The following is a 20340-nucleotide window of genomic DNA, read 5'->3' as shown; positions in this document are numbered from 1 at the left end:
TGGCGGGCCTTGACGTGCAGCTTTACACTCGAAACTCTCTGACCACCGCCGCTAGCTTGGGTTCGCCATGTCGACATTAGATGAAGCAGGACGCCGCGAATACTACCGTATCGACGACAGCGTCGCACTGGAAATTAACCCCCTGTCTGCCGCCGACCAGGCAAGCCAGGATGCCATGCAGGACACCTCGACGCTGTTCGACCTGCTCAGCGAGCTGCATGTCAGCGAGTTCGAGTCGCAGCATCTGATGCGCCAGCTCGACGAGCGCGACCGGGTGCTGAACAGTTTTCTCAAGTCGCTGAGCAAGCGCATCGACCTGCTGGGCGAAGTGGTTGCCCACACCGCACTGGGCAAGCTGGGCGCGCCTCAGCCGGTCAAGCTGTCTGAAGGCGGGATTCAGTTCAATTCGCAACAGGCTTTTGCCGTCGGCGAACAACTGTCGATCAAGATGGTGCTCATGCCCCAGGCCGCGGGTCTGATGCTGCGCGCCAGGGTTTCGCAATGCGACACGCTGGCCGACGGCAATTTCTATATCAGTACCGAGTTCGTCAATCTCCCGGATGCGCAGCGCCAGTTACTCGCCCGCCATGTATTGCAGCGTCAGGCTCAGCAGCGGCGTCAGGCGCTGGAACAAGGCCAGCCCTCCGGAAATTGAACGCCCGGCCCCTTTATCACTATCAGTAGCCAGGAGTAAACGTGACCCTTATCTACGGCCACCGCGGCGCCAAGGGCGAAGCACCGGAAAATACCCTGACCAGCTTTCAGGAATGCCTCAAGCACGGCGTGCGCCGCTGTGAACTGGACCTGCATCTTTCAAAGGATGGAGAGTTGATGGTCATTCATGACCCGACCCTCAAGCGCACCACCGACCGGCGCGGCAAGGTCAATGAACACCTGGCCGCCGACCTGGTGACCTATGACGCGCGCAAGGGTGGCCCCGGCTGGGTCTCGCCGTGCCCGATTCCACGCCTGGAAGAACTCTTCGAACAATGCGCTTTCGAGCACTGGCAGCTGGAAGTCAAAAGCGCCTCACGCACTCGCGCCGCCAATACCGTGCTGGCGATTCGTGAAATGGCTCAGCGCCATGGCTTGCTGGACAAGGTGACGATCACCTCCAGCTCACGCGAAGTGCTGCGCGCCGCTCTGGACCTGACGCCGGACATCTCGCGCGGGCTGGTAGCCGAGTACGCCTGGCTCGACCCGTTGAAGGTCGCCCAGAGCTACGGCTGTGAAATTCTGGCATTGAACTGGACACTGTGTACCCCGGAGCGCCTGCAGAAAGCACAGCGTCAGGGCCTGCATGTGTCGGTATGGACAGTCAACGAGCCTGCACTGATGCGCAGGCTCGCTGATTTCGGCGTCGACAGCCTGATTACAGACTTTCCCGGTTTGGCCACCGCCACGCTCGGGAATCACTGAAATCGGTCTCCCCGGCCGGCTCAGGCCACCGGCCGGAGTCGCTTAAAAAAGCCGGTTGAGGCCGTCGTATGCGGCTACCCGATAGGCTTCGGCCATGGTCGGGTAGTTGAACGTGGTGTTGACGAAGTACTTCATGGTGTTCGCTTCACCCGGCTGGCTCATGATTGCCTGACCGATGTGCACGATCTCGGACGCCTGGTCGCCGAAGCAATGCACGCCCAGCACCTCGAGCGTCTCGCGGTGGAACAGGATCTTCAGCATCCCGACCCGCTCACCGGAAATCTGCGCGCGCGCCATGCCCTTGAAGAACGCCTTGCCCACCTCGTAAGGCACCTTGGCCTGCGTCAGTTCGTGTTCGTTCTTGCCGATCGAGCTGATCTCGGGAATCGTGTAGATCCCGGTCGGCACATCGTTGACATAACGCCAGCTGCCATTGTCGACCATGCTGCCCGCGGCCGAACGACCCTGGTCGTAAGCAGCACTGGCCAGGCTTGGCCAGCCAATCACATCGCCTGCGCCGTAGACGTTGGAAACGCTGGTGCGGTAGGTCTCGTCCACTTCGATCTGACCACGACCGTTGGCTTTCAGACCAATGTTCTCAAGACCCAGCTTGTCGGTGTTGCCGGTACGGCCGTTGCACCACAGCAAGGCATCGGCCTTGATCTTCTTGCCGGACTTCAGGTGCAGGATAACGCCGTTATCCAGGCCTTCGACCTTCTCGTACTCTTCGTTGTGGCGAACCATGACGTTGTTGTTGCTGAAGTGATAGCTCAGCGCCTGGGAGATTTCCGAATCCAGGAAGCTCAGCAACTGGTCACGGTTATCCACCAGTTCGACCAGCACGCCAAGGCCGCTGAAGATCGAGGCGTATTCACAGCCGATCACACCGGCGCCATAAATGATCAGCTTGCGCGGGGTATGGCCCAGGCTGAGGATGGTGTCGCTGTCGTAGATGCGCTTGTGACTGAAATCGATGTCGGCCGGCCGATAGGGGCGCGAACCGGTGGCGATGATGATCTGGTTGGCCACCAGCTTTTCCACCACACCGTTGGTGCAGACCACGTTGATGCTGGTCTCGTCGGCAAAACTGCCGGTGCCGAAGAACACGTCGACGCGGTTGCGGGCGTAGTAACTGGTGCGCGAGGCCACTTGCTTGGAGATGACCATTTCGGCGTTTTTCAACACATCCGGAAACGAAAACCAGCGCGGCTCGCCGATGGCACGAAACATCGGGTTGGTGTTGAACTGAATGATCTGCTTGACCGAGTGACGCAGGGCCTTGGACGGAATGGTGCCCAAATGGGTGCAGTTACCGCCCACTTGCCGACGGCTGTCGACCATGGCGACCTTGCGCCCCGCCTTGGCGGCGTTCATTGCCGCGCCTTCTCCGGCAGGGCCGGAACCCAGTACCACTACGTCGTAGTTGTAGACAGCCATGCGTACTCCTTTAAACAGACCGAGGCGCCACTTTGGCATCTCTGGCTAAATCACGCGGCGCAGTCTAGCGCTGCACCGAGGCGGCGAAGATTAACCCTTGGTCGCGTCGAAGGCCAATTTTTGTCTGCACATGGCGCAACTGACCGGATGATCCGGCCCGCTGACTTAGCGCGGCTGCTGCACAACCAGATGATCAAACGACGCGTTGCTGCGGATGATAAAGCGCTTATCGGCACGAATCACAAAAAAAGCAGGGATTTTATGTTCTTGCGCATAATCCCAACCGCGCTGCGGGCCGAGAATCAACAGCAGGGAAGACAGACCGTCAGCCATCAGCGCCGAGGGATGAATGACCGTCACCGACGCCAGACTGTGGCTGATCGGCTTACCGCTCAAGGCATCGAGCGTATCGGAAATGCGCCACCCGGCATGGTCGACGTAGCGACGATAGTCGCCCGACGTAGACACGGCGTAACCTTTCAGCGGAAAAACTTTTTGCGTGACAGTGCCATTATCGAGCGGCGCGTCCAGGGTCACCCGCCAGGGCGAGCCGTCGGGCTTGAGCCCGCTGACTTTCAGTTCACCCGTGGCCTGCACCAGATAATCGTGCAAGCCGAGCGCGTCCATCCGTTCGCTGATCCGATCGACCGCATAGCCGGCGGCGATGCTGTTGAGGTCCACTTGCACGGCGGCACTCTTGCACAACCGGTCGCCGACGATGCGCAGGTTGCGATAACCGACCAGCGCCTGAGTCCGGGCCAGTTGCCGCACCAGCGGCATCTGCTCGAACAGCGTATGAGGCCCCAACCCCCACAGGTCCATCAACGGCTTGACCGTCAGATCGAAGGCTCCGTCGCTCTCCTGCGCCAACTGTTCGCCCACGCCGATCAGTTTCAAGACCGGTTCCGGCATCGCCTGGCAGCTATTGGCAGGTAATGCATTGAAGCGCTCGATATCCGAATCCGCGCGCCAGAGCGACATCTGCTGATCGACCTCGTCCAGAATCGCTTCGACCTCGGGACGCACAGCCGCAGGCTCCGGCTGCCCGGAAGCGCGCGCATACACCACGGAATAATGACTGCCCATAGTCGGCCCGCCAAAGCTTTCCAGCTTGCGTTCCTGACCACAACCACTGCACACCAGCAACACGAGGCACCCTGCAACCTTGCCAAACCTACGCAAACCCATGCCCCGCACTATAAAAAACCTTCAGAGTGACTTGCTGCCATTGGCGAACAAGCCAGAAAAGCGTCCATAACCTGCTCTGACACCCAGTGAACCGTCCCGATACAAGGCCGACCCTCATATTGAGTGGTCGAGGGCCATTAATGCTCCCTGCGCGCCCGGTCTGTTCATCAAGTTTCATCAAAACGACACGCCGCACGTTCTCAATTGTCTTGACCTGTCAAGCGTCAGTTAACTGATAGCAAATCGCCGAAACGGTTGTCTTTGAGCCCTGTTACACATACTGTTACAAGTGTGCATCGCCAGTTGCACACACGAAATGGCGATGCGAACGGGATAAAAACGACAACGGACTCCAAGCCGACGAGCCTGAGCGAGTAACTAAATGGCCTCCACAACAAGTAAGGGCAAAGCGATCTTTCGCGTTGTCAGCGGTAACTTCCTCGAGATGTTCGATTTCATGGTCTATGGCTTCTATGCCACGGCCATCGCAAAAACCTTCTTCCCTTCCGACAGCGCTTTCGCTTCGTTGATGCTGTCGCTGGCGACCTTCGGCGCAGGCTTCCTGATGCGTCCGCTGGGCGCAATCTTTCTCGGTGCCTACATCGACCGTCACGGGCGTCGCAAAGGGCTGATTATCACCCTCGCGATGATGGCAATGGGCACTCTGTTGATTGCCTGCGTGCCGGGCTACTCGACATTGGGCGTCATCGCCCCCTTGCTGGTGCTGCTCGGTCGTTTGCTGCAAGGTTTCTCGGCAGGTGTGGAACTGGGTGGTGTTTCGGTGTACCTGGCTGAAATCTCGACGCCGGGTCGCAAAGGCTTCTTCGTCAGCTGGCAGTCCGCCAGCCAACAGGCCGCCGTGGTCTTCGCCGGCTTGCTGGGCGTGGGTCTCAACCACTGGCTGAGCCCAGAGCAGATGGGTGAATGGGGCTGGCGCGTACCGTTCCTGATCGGCTGCCTGATCGTACCGGCCATCTTCATCATCCGTCGCTCGCTGGAAGAGTCGCCGGAGTTCGAAGCCCGCACGCATCGCCCGACGCTGAGTGAAGTGGTGCGCTCTATCGGCCAGAACTTCGGTCTGGTGCTGGGCGGCATGGCGCTGGTGGTCATGACCACCGTGACGTTCTACCTGATCACCGCTTACACCCCGACCTTCGGCAAGAACGAGTTGAACCTGACCGACCTTGAAAGCCTGCTGGTGACGGTCTGCGTTGGTGTGTCCAACTTCATCTGGCTGCCGATCATGGGCTCGTTCTCGGACCGCATCGGCCGCAAGCCGCTGCTGATTGCGGCGACCGTACTGGCTATCGCCACCGCTTACCCTGCCCTGTCGTGGCTAGTCGCACACCCAAGCTTCGGCAACCTGCTGATGGTCGAGTTGTGGCTGTCGTTCCTGTATGGCTCCTACAACGGGGCAATGGTTGTGGCGCTGACCGAGATCATGCCGGTCGACGTCCGCACCACCGGCTTCTCGCTGGCCTACAGCCTGGCGACTGCAACCTTCGGTGGTTTTACCCCGGCGGCCTGTACTTACCTGATTCACGTACTGGACAACAAGGCAGCGCCAGGTATCTGGCTGACCGGCGCAGCGGTGCTGGGTCTGGTTGCGACGCTGATACTGTTCCGCAAGGGTGGGCAAAAGCTTGAAGCGCCTGTCGCGGCTTCCGCCAGCTGATCGATCGCGGCATTGCAACAAGAAAACCCCGGCTCGAGAGTCTCTCGGCCGGGGTTTTGCGTTTTCAGACCTTGCGTTTCCAGGGCCGAAAGCTGAGCCAGAGCAGCACGCCAGGCAATTGCAGCGTAATCATGAGGCCCAACGACCACTGATAAGCCTCAAGCGGGTGACCGGCACCCTGGGGCGCTGGCCACAGATTAAGTACTGCTCCCATCAGCCACTGCAGGAAAAACGCCAGCACGAACACCACCAGATTGAACGAGGAACTGACCCTGCCCGCCAGCTCCGGCGACACCGATTGCGCCACAATGGCGTAGTTCATGGTCGTCGAGATGCCAAAGAAGCTGAAGCCCATGGCAATCAGGTAAGGCGATACCGGCAAGCCGCTGGCCATCAGCACCTGAAAGCCGATGAAGATCAGCATACCGGTGCCACAGATCATGATCGGCTGTACGCCGAACCTGCGCAGATAATCGGTGATCGCGCCGAACGTCAGAGACCCTGCCACCATCGCGATGGCCCCGAACAACAGCACATTGGCCATAGCGGAATCACTCAGGCCGGCCATATCGCGTAGCCACGGCCCCATCCAAAGAGACAGTACCGACATGTAGATGGCGTGCGCGAACACCGAGTACAGCGCCAGACGCCAGAACGTCCACGACGAGTACAGTTTGCCGACCGCAGCAAACATATCGCTGTAGCGAGTGTTTTTGCTCTCGTAGGCTTTGGGAACGCTGAGGTGTATGACCACCGCCACACAAAAGGTCAGCAGCGCCAGAACCAGAAACGCCTCTCGCCAGGTCAACCAGCTCAGCAGCGCATGCAAAGGCGTGGTCGACGCCATCGCACCCAGCCCGCCGATCGACAGCAGGCAGGCAGTACTCAGTGGCAAACGCTCGACCGGCAACCAGATGGCGCACGCCTTGATCGCACTCATCAGCGAGCCCGCTACCCCCAGGCCAATCAGCCCTCGCCCGATCAACAACCCTGTCTCGGTGCTGGAAATACTGAAGATGACCGAACCGGCGACCGCGAACAGCAGCATCGGCGCCTGAACGCTGCGTGGCCCATAGCGGTCCAGCAGGACGCCGAGCGGAATCTGCGCGGCTGCGAAGGTCAGAAAATACACACCAGTCAGCAAGCCCAGACTGCTGGCGGGCAAGCTCAGGTCGGTCTGCAGGTCGACGTAAATCACTGCGTTGACGGTGCGAAACAGGTAGGAAACAAAATGCCCCAGCCCAAAGGGGATGAAGATCGTCAGAAACAGCAGGAAGAAGCTGCTTTTGAGGGGGTGTTGCGAACCGTCCAGGGCCGAACTGCTCATCCTTGCTGACTCCATCGTCCAGAAAATCTGCGCGTGACAGATTCTCATGGTCAGCCACAAAACAAAACGGGCCGAAGCCTGCTTGCGCAGGGTTCGGCCCGTTTATCTGCTGTCCCGGTCAGACCGGGCAGCTCAAGCGTTCAACGTTTACTGCGGAAAAGCTGGCGGATTGACGTCTGCCATGTCTTCCATCACGCGAACCACCTGATGGCTGTAACCGAACTCGTTGTCGTACCAGACATACAGCACAACGCGGTTGTCGTTGACGATGGTGGCTTCGGCGTCCACCACACCGGCGTGACGCGAGCCGACGAAGTCAGTGGAGACCACTTCCTGCGAGTTCACGAAGTCGATCTGCTTGTGCAGGTCCGAGTGCAGCGCCATGTAGCGCAGGTACTCGTTCATTTCTTCGCGAGTGGTCTGCTTCTCGAGGTTGAGGTTGAGAATGGCCATGGACACGTTCGGCGTCGGAACGCGGATCGCGTTGCCGGTCAGCTTGCCGGCCAGCTCGGGCAATGCCTTGGCAGCAGCGGTGGCCGCACCGGTTTCGGTGATGACCATGTTCAACGCGGCGCTACGGCCGCGACGATCGCCCTTGTGGAAGTTGTCGATCAGGTTCTGGTCGTTGGTGTACGAGTGAACCGTTTCGACGTGACCGTTGGTGATGCCGAACTTGTCGTTGACCGCCTTGAGCACCGGCACGATGGCGTTGGTGGTGCAGGATGCCGCCGAGACGATCTTGTCGTCCGCAGTGATTTCACCGTGGTTGATACCGTGCACGATGTTCTTCAGCTTGCCTTTGCCCGGCGCGGTCAGGACCACGCGGTCGATGCCCGGGCAGGCCAGATGCTGACCCAGACCTTCGGCATCGCGCCATACACCGGTGTTGTCCACCAGTAGAGCGTCCTTGATACCGTACTGGGTGTAATCCACCTCGGACGGGTTCTTGGCGTAGATCACCTGAATCAGGTTGCCGTTGGCGGTGAGCGTGCTGTTGGCTTCGTCGATGGTGATGGTGCCATCGAACGGACCGTGAACCGAGTCACGGCGCAGCAGGCTGGCGCGCTTGACCAGATCGTTTTCCGCGCCCTTGCGGACCACGATGGCGCGCAGACGCAGGCCGTCGCCACCACCGGTCTTCTCGATCAGGATCCGCGCCAGCAGGCGACCGATACGACCGAAACCGTACAGCACGACGTCGGTGCCCTTGCGTGGGCTGGCGCCTTGCTGACCCACTACACTGGCCAGTTCTTCACGGACGAACTGCTCTGGCGTGCGGCCATTGCCTTCGGTCTTGAACTTCACCGCCAGCTTGCCCAGGTCCACCGAAGCGGCACCCAGCTTGAGCTCGCTCATCGCCTTGATCAGCGGGAACGTCTCGTGTACGGACAACTCAACCGCATCGGACTGACGATGACGCGCAAAGCGGTGAGCTTTGAGAATCGCGATGACTGAACGGTTGATCAGGCTACGGCCATAGATCGAGCTCACCACATTATTATTGCGGTAGAGCTGACCGATGAGCGGGATCATCGCTTCGGCGAGAGCTTCACGATCAATCCATTCACCAAGACACTGGTCGGGCTTCTGAGTCACGGGAACCTTCCACATGTAGGGGCTGAAAAAAGGGGCTACATTATGACTGCGCCTTTGTTTATGAGCAATGCACGGCTGTCATATCGACGCGCACTACATAATTTTCGCCCGTAAATACTCGGTAATACTCCGGAAAACTGACAGCCACCACCTTCCCCCGTTACAATCGCCGCCCCTGTTGCAACGCCTGGAGCCCGACCTTCCCGTGCCAGTTCTGCGTCTACCGCATCTTTCTGCCGCTGCAGGCAAACAACACTGGGGCAATCTTCCCGGTGCCACACTGAGCCTGGCCATTGCCGAAGCCGCCAGCGCGGCCAAGCGCTTCACCCTGCTGCTGACCGCCGACAGCCAAAGCGCCGAGCGGCTCGAGCAAGAGCTGAAGTTTTTTGCACCTACGCTGCCGGTTCTGCACTTCCCGGACTGGGAAACTCTGCCCTACGACCTGTTTTCGCCGCACCAGGACATCATTTCCCAGCGTATTGCCAGCCTCTATCGCCTGCCGGAACTGGAGCATGGCGTTTTGGTAGTTCCCATCACCACCGCCCTACATAGACTGGCGCCGACCAAATTTCTGCTCGGCAGCAGCCTGGTGCTGGATGTCGGCCAGAAGCTCGATGTGGAAGCCATGCGTACGCGCCTGGAAGCCAGCGGCTACCGGTATGTGGATACGGTCTACGAACATGGCGAGTTCACCGTGCGCGGGGCGCTGATCGATCTGTTCCCGATGGGCAGCAAGCTGCCGTTTCGGATCGACCTGTTCGACGATGAAATCGAAACGCTGCGCACCTTCGATCCGGACACCCAGCGCTCCATCGACAAGGTCGAGTCGGTGCGCCTGTTGCCTGCCCGTGAATTCCCGTTACAGAAAGAAGAAGTCACACGCTTCAAGGCGCGCTTTCGCGAGCGCTTCGATGTGGACTTCCGACGCAGCCCGATTTTCCAGGACTTGAGCAGCGGCATCACGCCTGCCGGCATCGAGTACTACATTCCGTTGTTCTTCGAGGAAACCTCGACGCTGTTCGATTACCTGCCGCAGGACACCCAGGTGTTTTCCCTGCCGGGCATCGAACAGGCTGCCGAGAACTTCTGGAACGATGTGCGCAATCGCTATGAAGAACGCCGCGTCGACCCTGCGCGGCCGCTGCTGCCGCCCGCAGAATTGTTTCTACCGGTAGAAGACTGTTTCGCGCGCCTGAAAAACTGGCCGCGCGTGGTTGCCAGCCAGCAGGATGTCGACGCCGGTGCCGGACGCGAGCGCTTCCCGGCGCAGTCCCTGCCGGACCTGTCCATCGAAGCCAAGGCCACTCAACCACTGGCGGCCCTGTCGACGTTTCTGGATGACTTCCCCGGTCGCGTGCTGTTCACCGCCGAGTCCGCCGGACGCCGGGAAGTACTGCTGGAACTGCTCGAACGCCTCAAGCTGCGCCCCAAAACCGTCGACAGCTGGCTGGATTTCGTCGACGGCAAGGACCGACTGGCAATCACCATCGCACCGCTTGACGAAGGCCTGCTGCTGGAACAACCAGCCCTGGCGCTGATCGCAGAAAGCCCGCTGTTCGGCCAGCGCGTCATGCAGCGCCGTCGCCGCGAAAAGCGCACCGACGGCGGCAACAACGATGCGGTCATCAAGAACCTCACCGAGCTGCGCGAAGGCGCGCCGGTGGTGCACATCGATCATGGCGTGGGTCGTTATCTCGGGCTTGCGACGCTGGAAGTCGAAAACCAGGTCGCCGAATTCCTGATGCTGGCCTACGCCGAAGACGCCAAGCTGTACGTCCCGGTCGCCAACCTGCACCTGATTGCGCGTTACACCGGCAGCGACGACGAAACCGCGCCGCTGCACCGCCTGGGTTCGGAAACCTGGCAGAAAGCCAAACGCAAGGCTGCCGAGCAGGTCCGTGACGTGGCCGCCGAACTGCTGGATATCTACGCGCGTCGCGCGGCCCGCGAAGGCTATGCGTTTGCCGACCCGAAAGCCGATTACGCGACCTTCAGCGCAGGCTTCCCGTTCGAAGAGACACCGGATCAGCAGACCACCATCGACGCCGTGCGCGCCGACATGCTGGCGCCCAAGCCGATGGATCGTCTGGTCTGTGGCGACGTGGGTTTCGGCAAGACCGAAGTGGCCATGCGTGCCGCCTTCATCGCCGTGCATGGCGGGCGTCAGGTGGCCATTCTGGTGCCGACCACCCTGCTCGCGCAGCAGCACTACAACAGTTTCCGCGACCGTTTCGCCGACTGGCCGGTGACCGTCGAGGTGATGAGCCGCTTCAAGTCGGCCAAGGAAGTCAGCGCCGCAGTTGCCGATCTGGCCGAGGGCAAGATCGACATCGTCATCGGCACGCACAAGCTGTTGCAGGATGACGTCAAGATCAAGAACCTCGGCTTGGTGATCATCGACGAAGAACACCGGTTTGGCGTGCGCCAGAAAGAACAGCTCAAGGCGCTGCGCAGCGAGGTCGATATTCTGACCCTGACCGCAACGCCGATCCCGCGCACCCTGAACATGGCCGTGTCGGGCATGCGCGACCTGTCGATCATCGCTACGCCACCGGCGCGCAGGCTGTCGGTGCGCACTTTCGTGATGGAGCAGAACAAGCCGACCATCAAGGAAGCCCTGCTGCGTGAGCTGTTGCGCGGCGGCCAGGTCTATTACCTGCACAACGACGTCAAGACCATCGAGAAATGCGCCGCCGATCTGGCCGAGCTGGTGCCGGAAGCGCGTATCGGCATCGGCCACGGGCAGATGCGCGAGCGCGAACTCGAACAGGTGATGAGCGACTTCTACCACAAGCGCTTCAATGTGCTGATCGCCTCGACCATCATCGAGACCGGCATCGACGTGCCGAGCGCCAACACCATCATCATCGAGCGCGCCGACAAGTTCGGTCTGGCCCAGCTGCACCAGTTGCGCGGTCGTGTCGGGCGCAGTCACCACCAGGCTTACGCCTACCTGCTGACCCCGCCACGCAAACAGATTACCCACGACGCCGAAAAGCGTCTGGAAGCGATTGCCAATACTCAGGACCTGGGCGCGGGCTTCGTGCTCGCCACCAATGACCTGGAGATCCGTGGCGCAGGCGAACTGCTCGGGGACGGCCAGAGCGGCCAGATCCAGGCGGTGGGCTTCACCCTGTACATGGAAATGCTCGAGCGCGCGGTGAAGTCGATTCGCAAGGGCGAACAGCCCAATCTCGATCAGCCGCTGGGCGGCGGACCGGAAATCAACCTGCGCGTGCCGGCCTTGATCCCCGAAGCCTATCTGCCGGATGTGCACACGCGCCTGATTCTCTACAAGCGCATTGCCAACGCCGCTGACGAAGAGGCCCTCAAGGACCTGCAGGTCGAAATGATCGACCGCTTCGGCCTGCTTCCGGAGCCGACCAAGAATCTGGTGCGTATCACGCTGCTCAAACTGCACGCCGAACAGCTGGGCATCCGGAAAATCGACGGTGGCCCGCAAGGTGGCCGTATCGAGTTCGCGGCCGAGACGCCGGTTGATCCTTTGACCCTGATCAAGCTGATCCAGAGCCAGCCCAACCGCTACAAGTTCGAAGGCGCCACGCTGTTCAAATTCATGGTTCCCATGGAGCGCCCGGAAGAGCGCTTCAACACGATCGAAGCGCTGCTTGAGCGCCTGACCCCGAAAACTGCTTGAAGGATTCACGCATGCTTCTGTTTCGTTCATTGATCCTGCTGCTGACGCTGATCGCGCCGGCCGCGTTCGCCGATGGCCTGTATCAGGTCGAGATTCTGCTGTTTCGCCAGAGCGGCGAGCCGGCCTCGACCCGCCAGCTTGTACCGGAAAACTGGGACAAAGGCGCACAGAAGATCGACGCGAACGATGAACGAAGCCCCGCGCTCAATGATCTGGCGAGCAAACTGCAAGGCAGCGGCCACTATGAAGTACTGATGCAGCGCGCCTGGCAGCAGAGCATCGGCACCGAACCGGGAAAAGTCGCCATCACCAGTGGTGAAGAGCGGCTTGGGCATTTCCCGATCGAGGGTACCGTGAGTCTGGCGATGGCACGCTTCACCGATATTGGTGCACAATTCTGGGTCAACCAGCTGGACCCGCATGGCGTGGTCATCAGCAGTGAACGATTGAAGCAGACTGCCAGGGTAAAGAACGGTGAGCTGACCTATCTGGACAATGGCAACCTCGCGTTGCTGATCAAGGTTTCTCCTCTTTGATCTTTACGTACGCAAGGGACGCCCAAGCGTCCCCTTTCTTTTTGAGCATCGCTGCGGCGTAGGGCTTTTTAAAACTTGTCGTCCATTCTCGAAAAAGTCCTGGCTGCGGCCTGGACAGACCTATTCCACGAGCGAACGCTTGAGCGAGGGCGCGACTACGCCCGGCAAAAACGCATCGTGCTGGAAGACTCCAGCCCGCAGATCATCCGCACCGCCTGTCGGGGCTCGGGCCTGGAAATCTACACCCAGACGCTGCTGTTCAAGGACCCCGATCGCTACAAAAATTACCTGACCTGCAAATGCACCTGCCCGGTTCGCAACGACTGCAAACACTGCGTGGCCGCTCTGCTGTTTCTGCAGGACCCGCACAACCGTCCGCTGCTGCAGGCCGCGCTGGCCTCGCACCAGCAAGAGATGGAAAAGCCTGTCGAACAAAAGCCCAGGTTGCCGGAGCGCCTGATCGATGACCTGCAGCCACGGCCCAGGCTGATTCTGGCCAGCATCGAGTTCAGTGCCTACGAGCCACGCAACGGGCGCATGCAGCGGCACATTCAGCACCGTGCCGCGCTGGCCTTTGCCTACGGCAAGCATTACGCGGTCGGCACCACCAACGTCAGCATTCTGGTCAGTTCGCTGGGCAGCGATCTGGTGAACCAGAAAAGCGACATCATCGAACACACCGATACTGAAACCCTGCGCATCCGTCGTCAGGGCGAACGGGAGCGGCAGTTGCGTCAGGAACTGGCCGATCTGGGTTTCAAGGTTGCCACCCGGCAAAGCAAGGCACTGCCCGACAGCGCCGGCGACATGTACGAACTGCCCAACGACAAGGCCTGGCTGCATTTTGTCCTCGATGACCTGCCGCGGCTGCGCGAGCAAGGCTGGGAAATCGACATTCAGGAAGAGTTCGGCTTCGACGTCACGCCGGTGGAAGACTGGTACGCGGTCATCGATGAAGAGAACGAACGCGACTGGTTCGACCTGGAGCTGGGCATCATCGTCAACGGCGAGCGCCTGAGCCTGCTGCCGATCCTGATCAACCTGATCCGCAGCCATCCCGAACTGATGAGCCCATCAGCCGTGGCCAAGCGCGGGGACGAAGAACAACTGCTGGTGCAGCTCAATCACTTCACGCAAAGCGGCGGCAGCCCGGTACAGATCGCCCTGCCCTACGGCCGGCTCAAGCCGGTACTGGCGACGCTGGGGGACTTCTACTGGCGTCAGGAGGGCAACAACGCGCTGCGCATGAGCAAAGCCGATGCGGCACGCCTTACCCAGCTCGAAGACCTGCCGCTGACCTGGCAGGGCGGCGACCGCCTGCGTCACTTTGCCGAACGCCTGATCAACATCAAGGACGCGCCGGTCAGCCTGCCCGACGGGCTGAACGCTACGCTGCGCCCGTATCAGCTGGAAGGCCTGAGCTGGATGCAATCGCTGCGCGAGCTGGAAGTCGGCGGCGTGCTGGCCGACGACATGGGCTTGGGCAAGACCCTGCAGACCCTGGCCCACCTGCTGATGGAAAAACAGGCCGGACGCCTCGATCGCCCGGCACTGGCGGTCATGCCGACCAGCCTGATCCCCAACTGGCTGGACGAGTCCGAGCACTTCACCCCGGACCTCAAAGTGCTGGCCCTGTACGGTGCCAACCGCCATCAGGATGCCGGCAATCTTCAGGATTACGACCTGATTCTGACCACCTACGCGCTGCTACCCCGGGACCTGGAGTTGCTCGAAAAGCAGCCCTTCCACGTGCTGATTCTCGATGAAGCGCAGTACATCAAGAACCCCAACAGCAAGGCCGCCCAGGCCGCACGCAACCTCAACGCCCGCCAGCGCCTGTGCCTGAGCGGTACGCCGCTGGAAAACCACCTGGGCGAGCTGTGGTCGCTGTTTCACTTCCTGATGCCCGGCTGGCTGGGCAACAGCAAGGAATTCAACAGCAACTACCGCACCGCCATCGAAAAGCATGGCAACCAGGACCGCCTGCATCACCTCAATGCGCGTATCAAGCCATTCCTGCTGCGTCGTACCAAGGAACAGGTGGCGACCGAACTGCCACCCAAGACCGAGATCATCCACTGGGTCGACCTCAACGACGCGCAGCGCGATGTGTACGAAACCGTGCGCCTGGCGATGGACAAGAAGGTCAGGGACGAAATCACCCGCAAAGGCGTGGCACGCAGCCAGATCATCATTCTCGAAGCGCTGCTCAAGCTGCGTCAGGTCTGCTGTGACCTGCGCCTGGTCAATCAGGACATGCCGGTCAACAGCAAACAGGGCACCTCGGGCAAGCTCAACAGCCTGATGGAGATGTTCGAAGAACTGCTGGCCGAAGGTCGCAAGATTCTGTTGTTCTCGCAGTTCACTTCGATGCTCAGCCTGATCGAGGAAGAGCTCAAGCAACGCGGTATCGCCTACGCCCTGCTGACCGGCTCGACCCGCGATCGCCGCACGCCGATTCATGACTTCCAGAGCGGCAAGCTGCCGATCTTCCTGATCAGCCTGAAAGCCGGCGGCACCGGCCTCAACCTCACCGCCGCCGATACCGTGATCCACTACGATCCGTGGTGGAACCCGGCAGCGGAAAATCAGGCGACCGACCGTGCGTACCGTATCGGCCAGGACAAGCCGGTGTTCGTTTACAAGATGATTGCGCGTGGCACCGTGGAAGAGAAAATCCAGCGCCTGCAGCGGGAAAAATCAGCGCTGGCCTCAGGTGTGCTCGACGGACGCACAACCGGCGACTGGAAGCTGCGCGACGAAGATTTGCAGGCGCTGTTCGCGCCATTGCCCGCCGCACCGAAGAAAACCCGCAAGTAGGCGTGTCAGGCGCTTATTCGACCGCCACCTGCTGGAGAATCTGCGCCGTCGACAGGACCGTAGCGTACTCGCCATGCAGATTGGCCAGCGACATTGCGTGCACCTCTTCGGCACTGCGCGGCGTGCCGAAGAAGTCCTTTTGATCAAAGGTAAAGCAGGCATCGTGCGCAACCAGCACGTCAAACCCCAGATTACCGCCACTGCGCGCGGTCGACTCGACAGAGTTGTTGGTGACCACACCGGCGATCACCAGCTGCCTGATCCCGTCGGAGCGTAACCACATTTCCAGAAAGGACCCGCAAAACGCATCGGGGACCTGCTTGCTCAGCTCACGCTCATCGGCTTGCGGCACGAACGCTGGCTGGTACTCGACCCCTGACTGTTGCGGCCAGAACACTGATTCGGGTGATGTCGAAAAATGCCGGACGTGAATCACCGGCCGCCCGGATTGCCGCCAGGCATCGAGCAGAGCGCTGACATGGCTCTCCGCCAGCGGGTTATTGCGCCGTCCGAGCCTGGGATGATGGATGCCCTGCTGCAGGTCGATCAGGATCAGCGCGCTGTTGCCTTGAATATCCATGATGAATCAGTCCGAACTTTTGGTTCAGCAAGACTATCGCAATCAAGGTCTATTCTGGTCGCAATCGTCGACAGGCTCAGGCTTGTCCGAGACCTGCCCCCAAGGAGAACATCATGATCGAACACCTTAAACTCGCCGGCAAAGTAGCGCTCGTGCAGGGCGGCTCACGTGGCATCGGCGCAGCCATCGTCCAGCGCCTGGCCAAAGAGGGCGCTGCCGTGGCGTTTACCTACGTCAGCTCCGAGGTCAGCGCTCTGGAGATTCAGGACAGCATCGTCGCCAATGGCGGCCGCGCATTGGCCATTCGCGCAGACAGCGCCGACGAAAAAGCCATCCGCCAGGCCGTGCAGACCACTGCCGAGACCCTTGGCAGGCTGGATATCCTGGTCAACAACGCCGGCATTCTGGCCATCGCGCCGCTCAATGAATTCAGCATGCAGGACTTCGACAAGACCCTGGCCATCAACGTGCGCAGCGTATTCATCGCCAGCCAGGAAGCCGCCCGGCATATGGAAGAAGGCGGCCGCATCATCAACATCGGCAGCACCAACGCTGACCGCATGCCCTTTGCGGGCGGCGCCACGTACGCCATGAGCAAATCGGCGCTGATCGGCCTGACCAAAGGCATGGCCCGCGACCTCGGCCCGCAAGGCATCACCGTCAACAACGTTCAGCCCGGCCCGGTGGACACCGACATGAACCCGGCGCAGGGCGAATTCGCCGAAACACTGAAAGCGCTGATGGCCCTGCCCCGCTACGGCACCAGCGAAGAAATCGCCAGCTTCGTCGCCTACCTCGCAGGCCCTGAAGCGGGCTACATCACCGGTGCCAGCCTGACCATCGACGGCGGCTTCAGCGCCTGACGCCACCACCACAAGCGGCCCTTTGCCCAAGGGCCGCATCCCCCGCCAGGGCCTTTTACTGGCGAATCAGCGTTTATTTGCTTAAGCGCATGAAAAATCTGAAAAAAAGTTTTGCGTTAGGAAAAGCTTTCGACTACATTAGCGCGCCTCGGCAGACACAACGTTGTCGTCGAGATACGGTGAGGTGTCCGAGTGGCTTAAGGAGCACGCCTGGAAAGTGTGTATACAAGAAATTGTATCGAGGGTTCGAATCCCTCCTTCACCGCCATATTGATGCAACACAAAACCCCTGAATTCTGAAAGGAATTCAGGGGTTTTGTGGTTTCTGGGGTCTGAAAAAATGGCCGTGGGACGCTCCATGGGACAGATATGGGACAGAACAGCAAGATTCGCTGTCTTGCTGCTCTCAGCTGTAGTGAGGCCTGAAAAGCGCTGGTCCGGCGCAGCGCATCGACTGACGAGGAACGCAGGCCATGGCTTTAGGGAATTTCAGATGCCGCCTGCGGGATTCCGTGGAAATACTCGCGACCCACAAAAGCGATGTTAAAACTCGGCTTTATCTAGCAATTAATAATCGTCTCGTTTTTGCCAATGTTCCTGAAGTGCCTGAGCTGCCCGAGCAATTCAGAATTGCCATGCCCCTTTGGCTCATGTCGCCGTTTATGTGGAATGGAAAATCAACCAAAGGTCCGGAGAGACAGTGGAGCTTGGTAAGCAGGATCATGCTTTGGCGTCTTGTGACCGCGCCCCAGAGACTCGCTGACTGCTGCCATTAAGTGCGCAAGTCAAGCATGTGCAGCGCTGGCCCTACATACAGCCCTTGTAGCTCTCTGAAGCGAGTCCGTTGAGGCTGGAACTATTTTCCACGTTAAGCCACTCAACCTATCCATGATCACTGGAGCCCCCCCATGCCTCGCATTAACCCGACTAGCTTTACTGGAATCTATATTGAAACGACAGGCAATCCGAATCGAAGTGACTACTACAAGGAGACCACATCTGCGTTGGATGAGCTGAATAGAGGACACGCCGGTCGGACGGTAATTCGCAATATTGAGGCCGCCTGTGAAATGGATCCGGAGAAGCGGGTGGTCATCTCCAAGACAGATCAGGGCTCGGAAGCCAACATGCCAGGGCACTGGACTGGCTGCGCGCGGCCGACTCGCGACCCTTTTGTACCCTTTGTAGCCGGGAGAGGCGAGTCTGTCGCGGTACGATATAACTCTAGGTTTGGTAGACGGTTCGATGACCAGTCTGTCAATGGGCAACCTGACCCAAGCCTTGCTTACGTCTTTCTCGGTCATGAACTTATTCATGCATCCAGAACGTTACAAGGTACTCAATACCGAGTGAGTCGAGGCCGACCGGATGTCGACGAAGATAGCGGAGCGGCGGAGGAAGAACTCCGAACGGTTGGCATCGGGCAGTACGAAGACGAATATCCGTCAGAAAACGCAATACGTCGCGAGCATGGATTGGCGCCTCGCACAAGTTACTCAGGGAATACAGGAACAAATCTTCGTGAGCCGCCTGAACGGAACTCGCAATATACGGAGGCACGGCTCAGATCGCTCAACGCCAGACGCTGGTCAGATATGTAATCCAGCTGATGGAGTACCGGGCGGCTTTGTAGCTGGCGTTGATGGGTATGGGGAGCCATGGAACATCGTGCGCATAGGTGCCGTAGGCTTAGCGCACGATGTTCCCGAATTCTGTGGGCGCTCCCCTCTTCTCTTTGCTACGTGGCGGTTCTGGCTGTCGCCAGGCAGCTTCATGGTCGGCAGCAATTGCCCGCGCACCATCCACGGATCAGCACAAGCAGCATCAGCCCTTGCGCCGTATTCTTACCTCTCGTCCCCGCATGGTCGGATGCTGGCGACGTTTCTCTCCGGCATTGCGGAGTTCGAACGTTATCTGATCTGCGAGCGAATCAAATCGGGTCTCGCGGCTGCTCGTGCTCGAGGACGTAAACTAGGGAGCCAAGCGGGAGTACGTCCAAAATCCGACAAGCTTGACCCAAAAGTCATGGACGCAATTGAAGCATGCCGCAGCTACAGGTGAATCGCCTGAGATCCTGATATCAACAAAAGCACCTTCACTGAAATTGCGCGCAGGCATCGCGAAGCGGCTTAGGGTGTCATTTCGCTCCCAGCCGCAACCCCCCCCCCTATTTTGTCCGTTTTCTCTCTCACCCCCAAGTATCTGAGGACCTGAGGGGGGGAAGTGCGCCTGACATTAACGAAACACGTCGTAAAGTCGCATAGGACCCGTTTTTAGAGGCCGATGAGGCGTGAAAAAAGCGTTTCCCCAACATCAATGCCACCTTAGCATCACGCAGAGGATGCCTTTTTCGACTGATTGCACACTACGTTACCTTTGTATGGAACCGAACCCATCTCAAGGGCCACTCAAGCAGCGCAACATATCTACGACATAGATGTATGCACACGGGAGTGTAATTTTCAGGTAATCCTGGATGGTCCATTGGACTCCCTGCCAAACCATGTCAGCAACAATTGGGGTAGCGCCAATAGTTGCAATTTCAAGCGATCATATAGCTCAATTAACTTCTTAGGATAGTCATGATCACTCCGTCTCGATACCCAGGCATCTATATCGCCCCCCTCAGTAGCGAACCGACAGCAGCTCACACATTCAAAGAACAGGCAGAGGAAGCGCTTGACCATATCAGCGCCGGCCCCTCTGGCGATAAGCTATTGCGAAAAATATCCACTCTTGCCAGTCAAAAAGATAGAAAAGTCACACTAAAAGAGATTGAAATAAATAACCAGTGTTATACCGAAGCTGTTCTGAGCAGGAGGCAACTGGAAAAGTACGAACCAGAAAACTTTAACGAGAATCGACACATTGCATCACAGCTATCACGAAAGGGGACCTTTACCAAAGGTGAAGGAAGCAATGCGATTATTGGCTGGTCACCAGACAAAGCAAGCATACGCTTAAATCAGAATGGCTCACCGTTACACCTTGGAATGGATAACGACGACAAAATCACGACCTTGGCTCATGAGCTCGTTCATGCTCGACACGTGTTAAGTGGGAGTTCCTTAGCGGATGGCGGAGATCGCTATAATCCACGTACGGGATCTGGCAAAGAGGAACTTAGGGCCGTTGGATTAGACAAGTACCGCTATTCACTTACAAAAAAACCGTCAGAGAACTCCATCCGTGCTGAACACGGTCTGCCTCTGCGCATGAAGTACAGGCCACATCAATAGGA

15 protein-coding genes and 1 tRNA gene are annotated in these 20340 nt (G+C 59.2%); 11 read left to right on the top strand and 5 right to left on the bottom strand.

Features of this window, described 5'->3' with window-relative positions; translation table 11 throughout:
• The first annotated feature begins 67 nt into the window (after nt 1–67).
• Together QRN50_RS10395 and QRN50_RS10390 are read left to right on the top strand one after the other, a co-directional pair.
• Entirely contained in the window at nt 68–655 is a 588-nt protein-coding gene (locus tag QRN50_RS10395) for a PilZ domain-containing protein (protein ID WP_003405698.1), read from the top strand.
• Nucleotides 656–696: 41 nt separating this feature from the next.
• Nucleotides 697–1419 carry a glycerophosphodiester phosphodiesterase gene (locus QRN50_RS10390; protein WP_003405702.1) on the top strand — a complete coding sequence of 241 codons (723 nt, stop codon included), beginning with the start codon at nt 697–699 and terminating at the stop codon, nt 1417–1419.
• A 42-nt stretch (nt 1420–1461) separates the two neighbouring features.
• Here QRN50_RS10390 and sthA read toward each other — a convergent pair whose 3' ends face one another.
• Nucleotides 1462–2856 carry a Si-specific NAD(P)(+) transhydrogenase gene (gene sthA, locus QRN50_RS10385; protein ID WP_003436620.1) on the bottom strand — a complete coding sequence of 465 codons (1395 nt, stop codon included), beginning with the start codon at nt 2854–2856 and terminating at the stop codon, nt 1462–1464.
• Between the two features lie 165 nt (nt 2857–3021).
• The gene (locus QRN50_RS10380; RefSeq protein ID WP_192873900.1) at nt 3022–4044 is read right to left on the bottom strand and encodes an FAD:protein FMN transferase; all 1023 of its coding nucleotides are present in this window, start codon (nt 4042–4044) and stop codon (nt 3022–3024) included.
• Between the two features lie 382 nt (nt 4045–4426).
• Between QRN50_RS10380 and QRN50_RS10375 the strand changes: the two genes are divergently transcribed.
• Nucleotides 4427–5719: an MFS transporter gene (locus QRN50_RS10375; RefSeq protein WP_003405709.1), complete on the top strand. Its 1293-nt coding sequence runs from the start codon at nt 4427–4429 to the stop codon at nt 5717–5719.
• A gap of 64 nt (nt 5720–5783) precedes the next feature.
• Here QRN50_RS10375 and QRN50_RS10370 read toward each other — a convergent pair whose 3' ends face one another.
• Together QRN50_RS10370 and QRN50_RS10365 are read right to left on the bottom strand one after the other, a co-directional pair.
• Nucleotides 5784–7046 carry an MFS transporter gene (locus tag QRN50_RS10370; RefSeq protein WP_096127145.1) on the bottom strand — a complete coding sequence of 421 codons (1263 nt, stop codon included), beginning with the start codon at nt 7044–7046 and terminating at the stop codon, nt 5784–5786.
• A 147-nt stretch (nt 7047–7193) separates the two neighbouring features.
• Complete coding sequence (locus QRN50_RS10365; protein ID WP_024640601.1) at nt 7194–8657, bottom strand: glyceraldehyde-3-phosphate dehydrogenase; 1464 nt, start codon at nt 8655–8657, stop codon at nt 7194–7196.
• Nucleotides 8658–8847: 190 nt separating this feature from the next.
• Here QRN50_RS10365 and mfd point away from each other — a divergent pair, with 190 nt between their 5' ends.
• The 3 genes from mfd (at nt 8848) to QRN50_RS10350 (ending at nt 15656) form a co-directional block, all read left to right on the top strand.
• Nucleotides 8848–12300: a transcription-repair coupling factor gene (gene mfd, locus QRN50_RS10360; RefSeq protein WP_011267304.1), complete on the top strand. Its 3453-nt coding sequence runs from the start codon at nt 8848–8850 to the stop codon at nt 12298–12300.
• An 11-nt stretch (nt 12301–12311) separates the two neighbouring features.
• The gene (locus QRN50_RS10355) at nt 12312–12836 is read left to right on the top strand and encodes a CsiV family protein (RefSeq protein ID WP_011267303.1); all 525 of its coding nucleotides are present in this window, start codon (nt 12312–12314) and stop codon (nt 12834–12836) included.
• 75 nt (nt 12837–12911) lie between these two features.
• Entirely contained in the window at nt 12912–15656 is a 2745-nt protein-coding gene (locus QRN50_RS10350) for a DEAD/DEAH box helicase (RefSeq protein ID WP_011267302.1), read from the top strand.
• Between the two features lie 13 nt (nt 15657–15669).
• Here the strand turns inward: QRN50_RS10350 and QRN50_RS10345 are convergent, their stop codons facing one another.
• A complete protein-coding gene (locus QRN50_RS10345) occupies nt 15670–16236 on the bottom strand; it encodes a cysteine hydrolase family protein (RefSeq protein WP_024641419.1) in 567 nt (188 codons plus the stop codon).
• A gap of 113 nt (nt 16237–16349) precedes the next feature.
• Between QRN50_RS10345 and QRN50_RS10340 the strand changes: the two genes are divergently transcribed.
• The 5 genes from QRN50_RS10340 to xopG all read left to right on the top strand — a co-directional run bounded on the left by QRN50_RS10340 (nt 16350) and on the right by xopG (nt 20338).
• The gene (locus QRN50_RS10340; protein WP_003315093.1) at nt 16350–17099 is read left to right on the top strand and encodes a 3-oxoacyl-ACP reductase family protein; all 750 of its coding nucleotides are present in this window, start codon (nt 16350–16352) and stop codon (nt 17097–17099) included.
• Between the two features lie 178 nt (nt 17100–17277).
• Nucleotides 17278–17367, top strand: a tRNA-Ser gene (locus QRN50_RS10335).
• Nucleotides 17368–18007: 640 nt separating this feature from the next.
• Nucleotides 18008–18700, top strand: coding sequence for a M91 family zinc metallopeptidase (locus tag QRN50_RS25720; RefSeq protein ID WP_161633377.1), 693 nt, complete (start codon nt 18008–18010; stop codon nt 18698–18700).
• A gap of 172 nt (nt 18701–18872) precedes the next feature.
• Nucleotides 18873–19160 carry a recombinase family protein gene (locus QRN50_RS10330; protein ID WP_129398593.1) on the top strand — a complete coding sequence of 96 codons (288 nt, stop codon included), beginning with the start codon at nt 18873–18875 and terminating at the stop codon, nt 19158–19160.
• 521 nt (nt 19161–19681) lie between these two features.
• Nucleotides 19682–20338 (top strand): XopG/HopH/AvrPtoH family type III secretion system effector, encoded by a 657-nt coding sequence (gene xopG, locus QRN50_RS10325; protein ID WP_079998110.1) that lies wholly within the window; start codon nt 19682–19684, stop codon nt 20336–20338.
• The last annotated feature ends 2 nt before the right edge of the window (nt 20339–20340 follow it).

Origin of the sequence: Pseudomonas sp. MEJ108, assembly GCF_030208985.1 — a bacterium.
GTDB lineage: Bacteria > Pseudomonadota > Gammaproteobacteria > Pseudomonadales > Pseudomonadaceae > Aquipseudomonas > Aquipseudomonas fragariae.
Note: the sequence above shows the minus strand (reverse complement) of the source record. Positions and strands in the feature narration are given on the sequence as shown.

Excerpts from the sequence above, each read along its gene's own strand:
- QRN50_RS10395 (WP_003405698.1), top strand. The coding sequence starts at position 68 with ATGTCGACATTAGATGAAGCAGGACGCCGCGAATACTACCGTATCGAC.
- sthA (WP_003436620.1), bottom strand. The coding sequence starts at position 2,856 with ATGGCTGTCTACAACTACGACGTAGTGGTACTGGGTTCCGGCCCTGCC.
- QRN50_RS10380 (WP_192873900.1), bottom strand. The coding sequence starts at position 4,044 with ATGGGTTTGCGTAGGTTTGGCAAGGTTGCAGGGTGCCTCGTGTTGCTG.
- QRN50_RS10375 (WP_003405709.1), top strand. The coding sequence starts at position 4,427 with ATGGCCTCCACAACAAGTAAGGGCAAAGCGATCTTTCGCGTTGTCAGC.
- QRN50_RS10370 (WP_096127145.1), bottom strand. The coding sequence starts at position 7,046 with ATGAGCAGTTCGGCCCTGGACGGTTCGCAACACCCCCTCAAAAGCAGC.
- QRN50_RS10365 (WP_024640601.1), bottom strand. The coding sequence starts at position 8,657 with ATGTGGAAGGTTCCCGTGACTCAGAAGCCCGACCAGTGTCTTGGTGAA.
- QRN50_RS10355 (WP_011267303.1), top strand. The coding sequence starts at position 12,312 with ATGCTTCTGTTTCGTTCATTGATCCTGCTGCTGACGCTGATCGCGCCG.
- QRN50_RS10345 (WP_024641419.1), bottom strand. The coding sequence starts at position 16,236 with ATGGATATTCAAGGCAACAGCGCGCTGATCCTGATCGACCTGCAGCAG.
- QRN50_RS10340 (WP_003315093.1), top strand. The coding sequence starts at position 16,350 with ATGATCGAACACCTTAAACTCGCCGGCAAAGTAGCGCTCGTGCAGGGC.
- QRN50_RS25720 (WP_161633377.1), top strand. The coding sequence starts at position 18,008 with ATGCCTCGCATTAACCCGACTAGCTTTACTGGAATCTATATTGAAACG.
- QRN50_RS10330 (WP_129398593.1), top strand. The coding sequence starts at position 18,873 with ATGGTCGGCAGCAATTGCCCGCGCACCATCCACGGATCAGCACAAGCA.
- xopG (WP_079998110.1), top strand. The coding sequence starts at position 19,682 with ATGATCACTCCGTCTCGATACCCAGGCATCTATATCGCCCCCCTCAGT.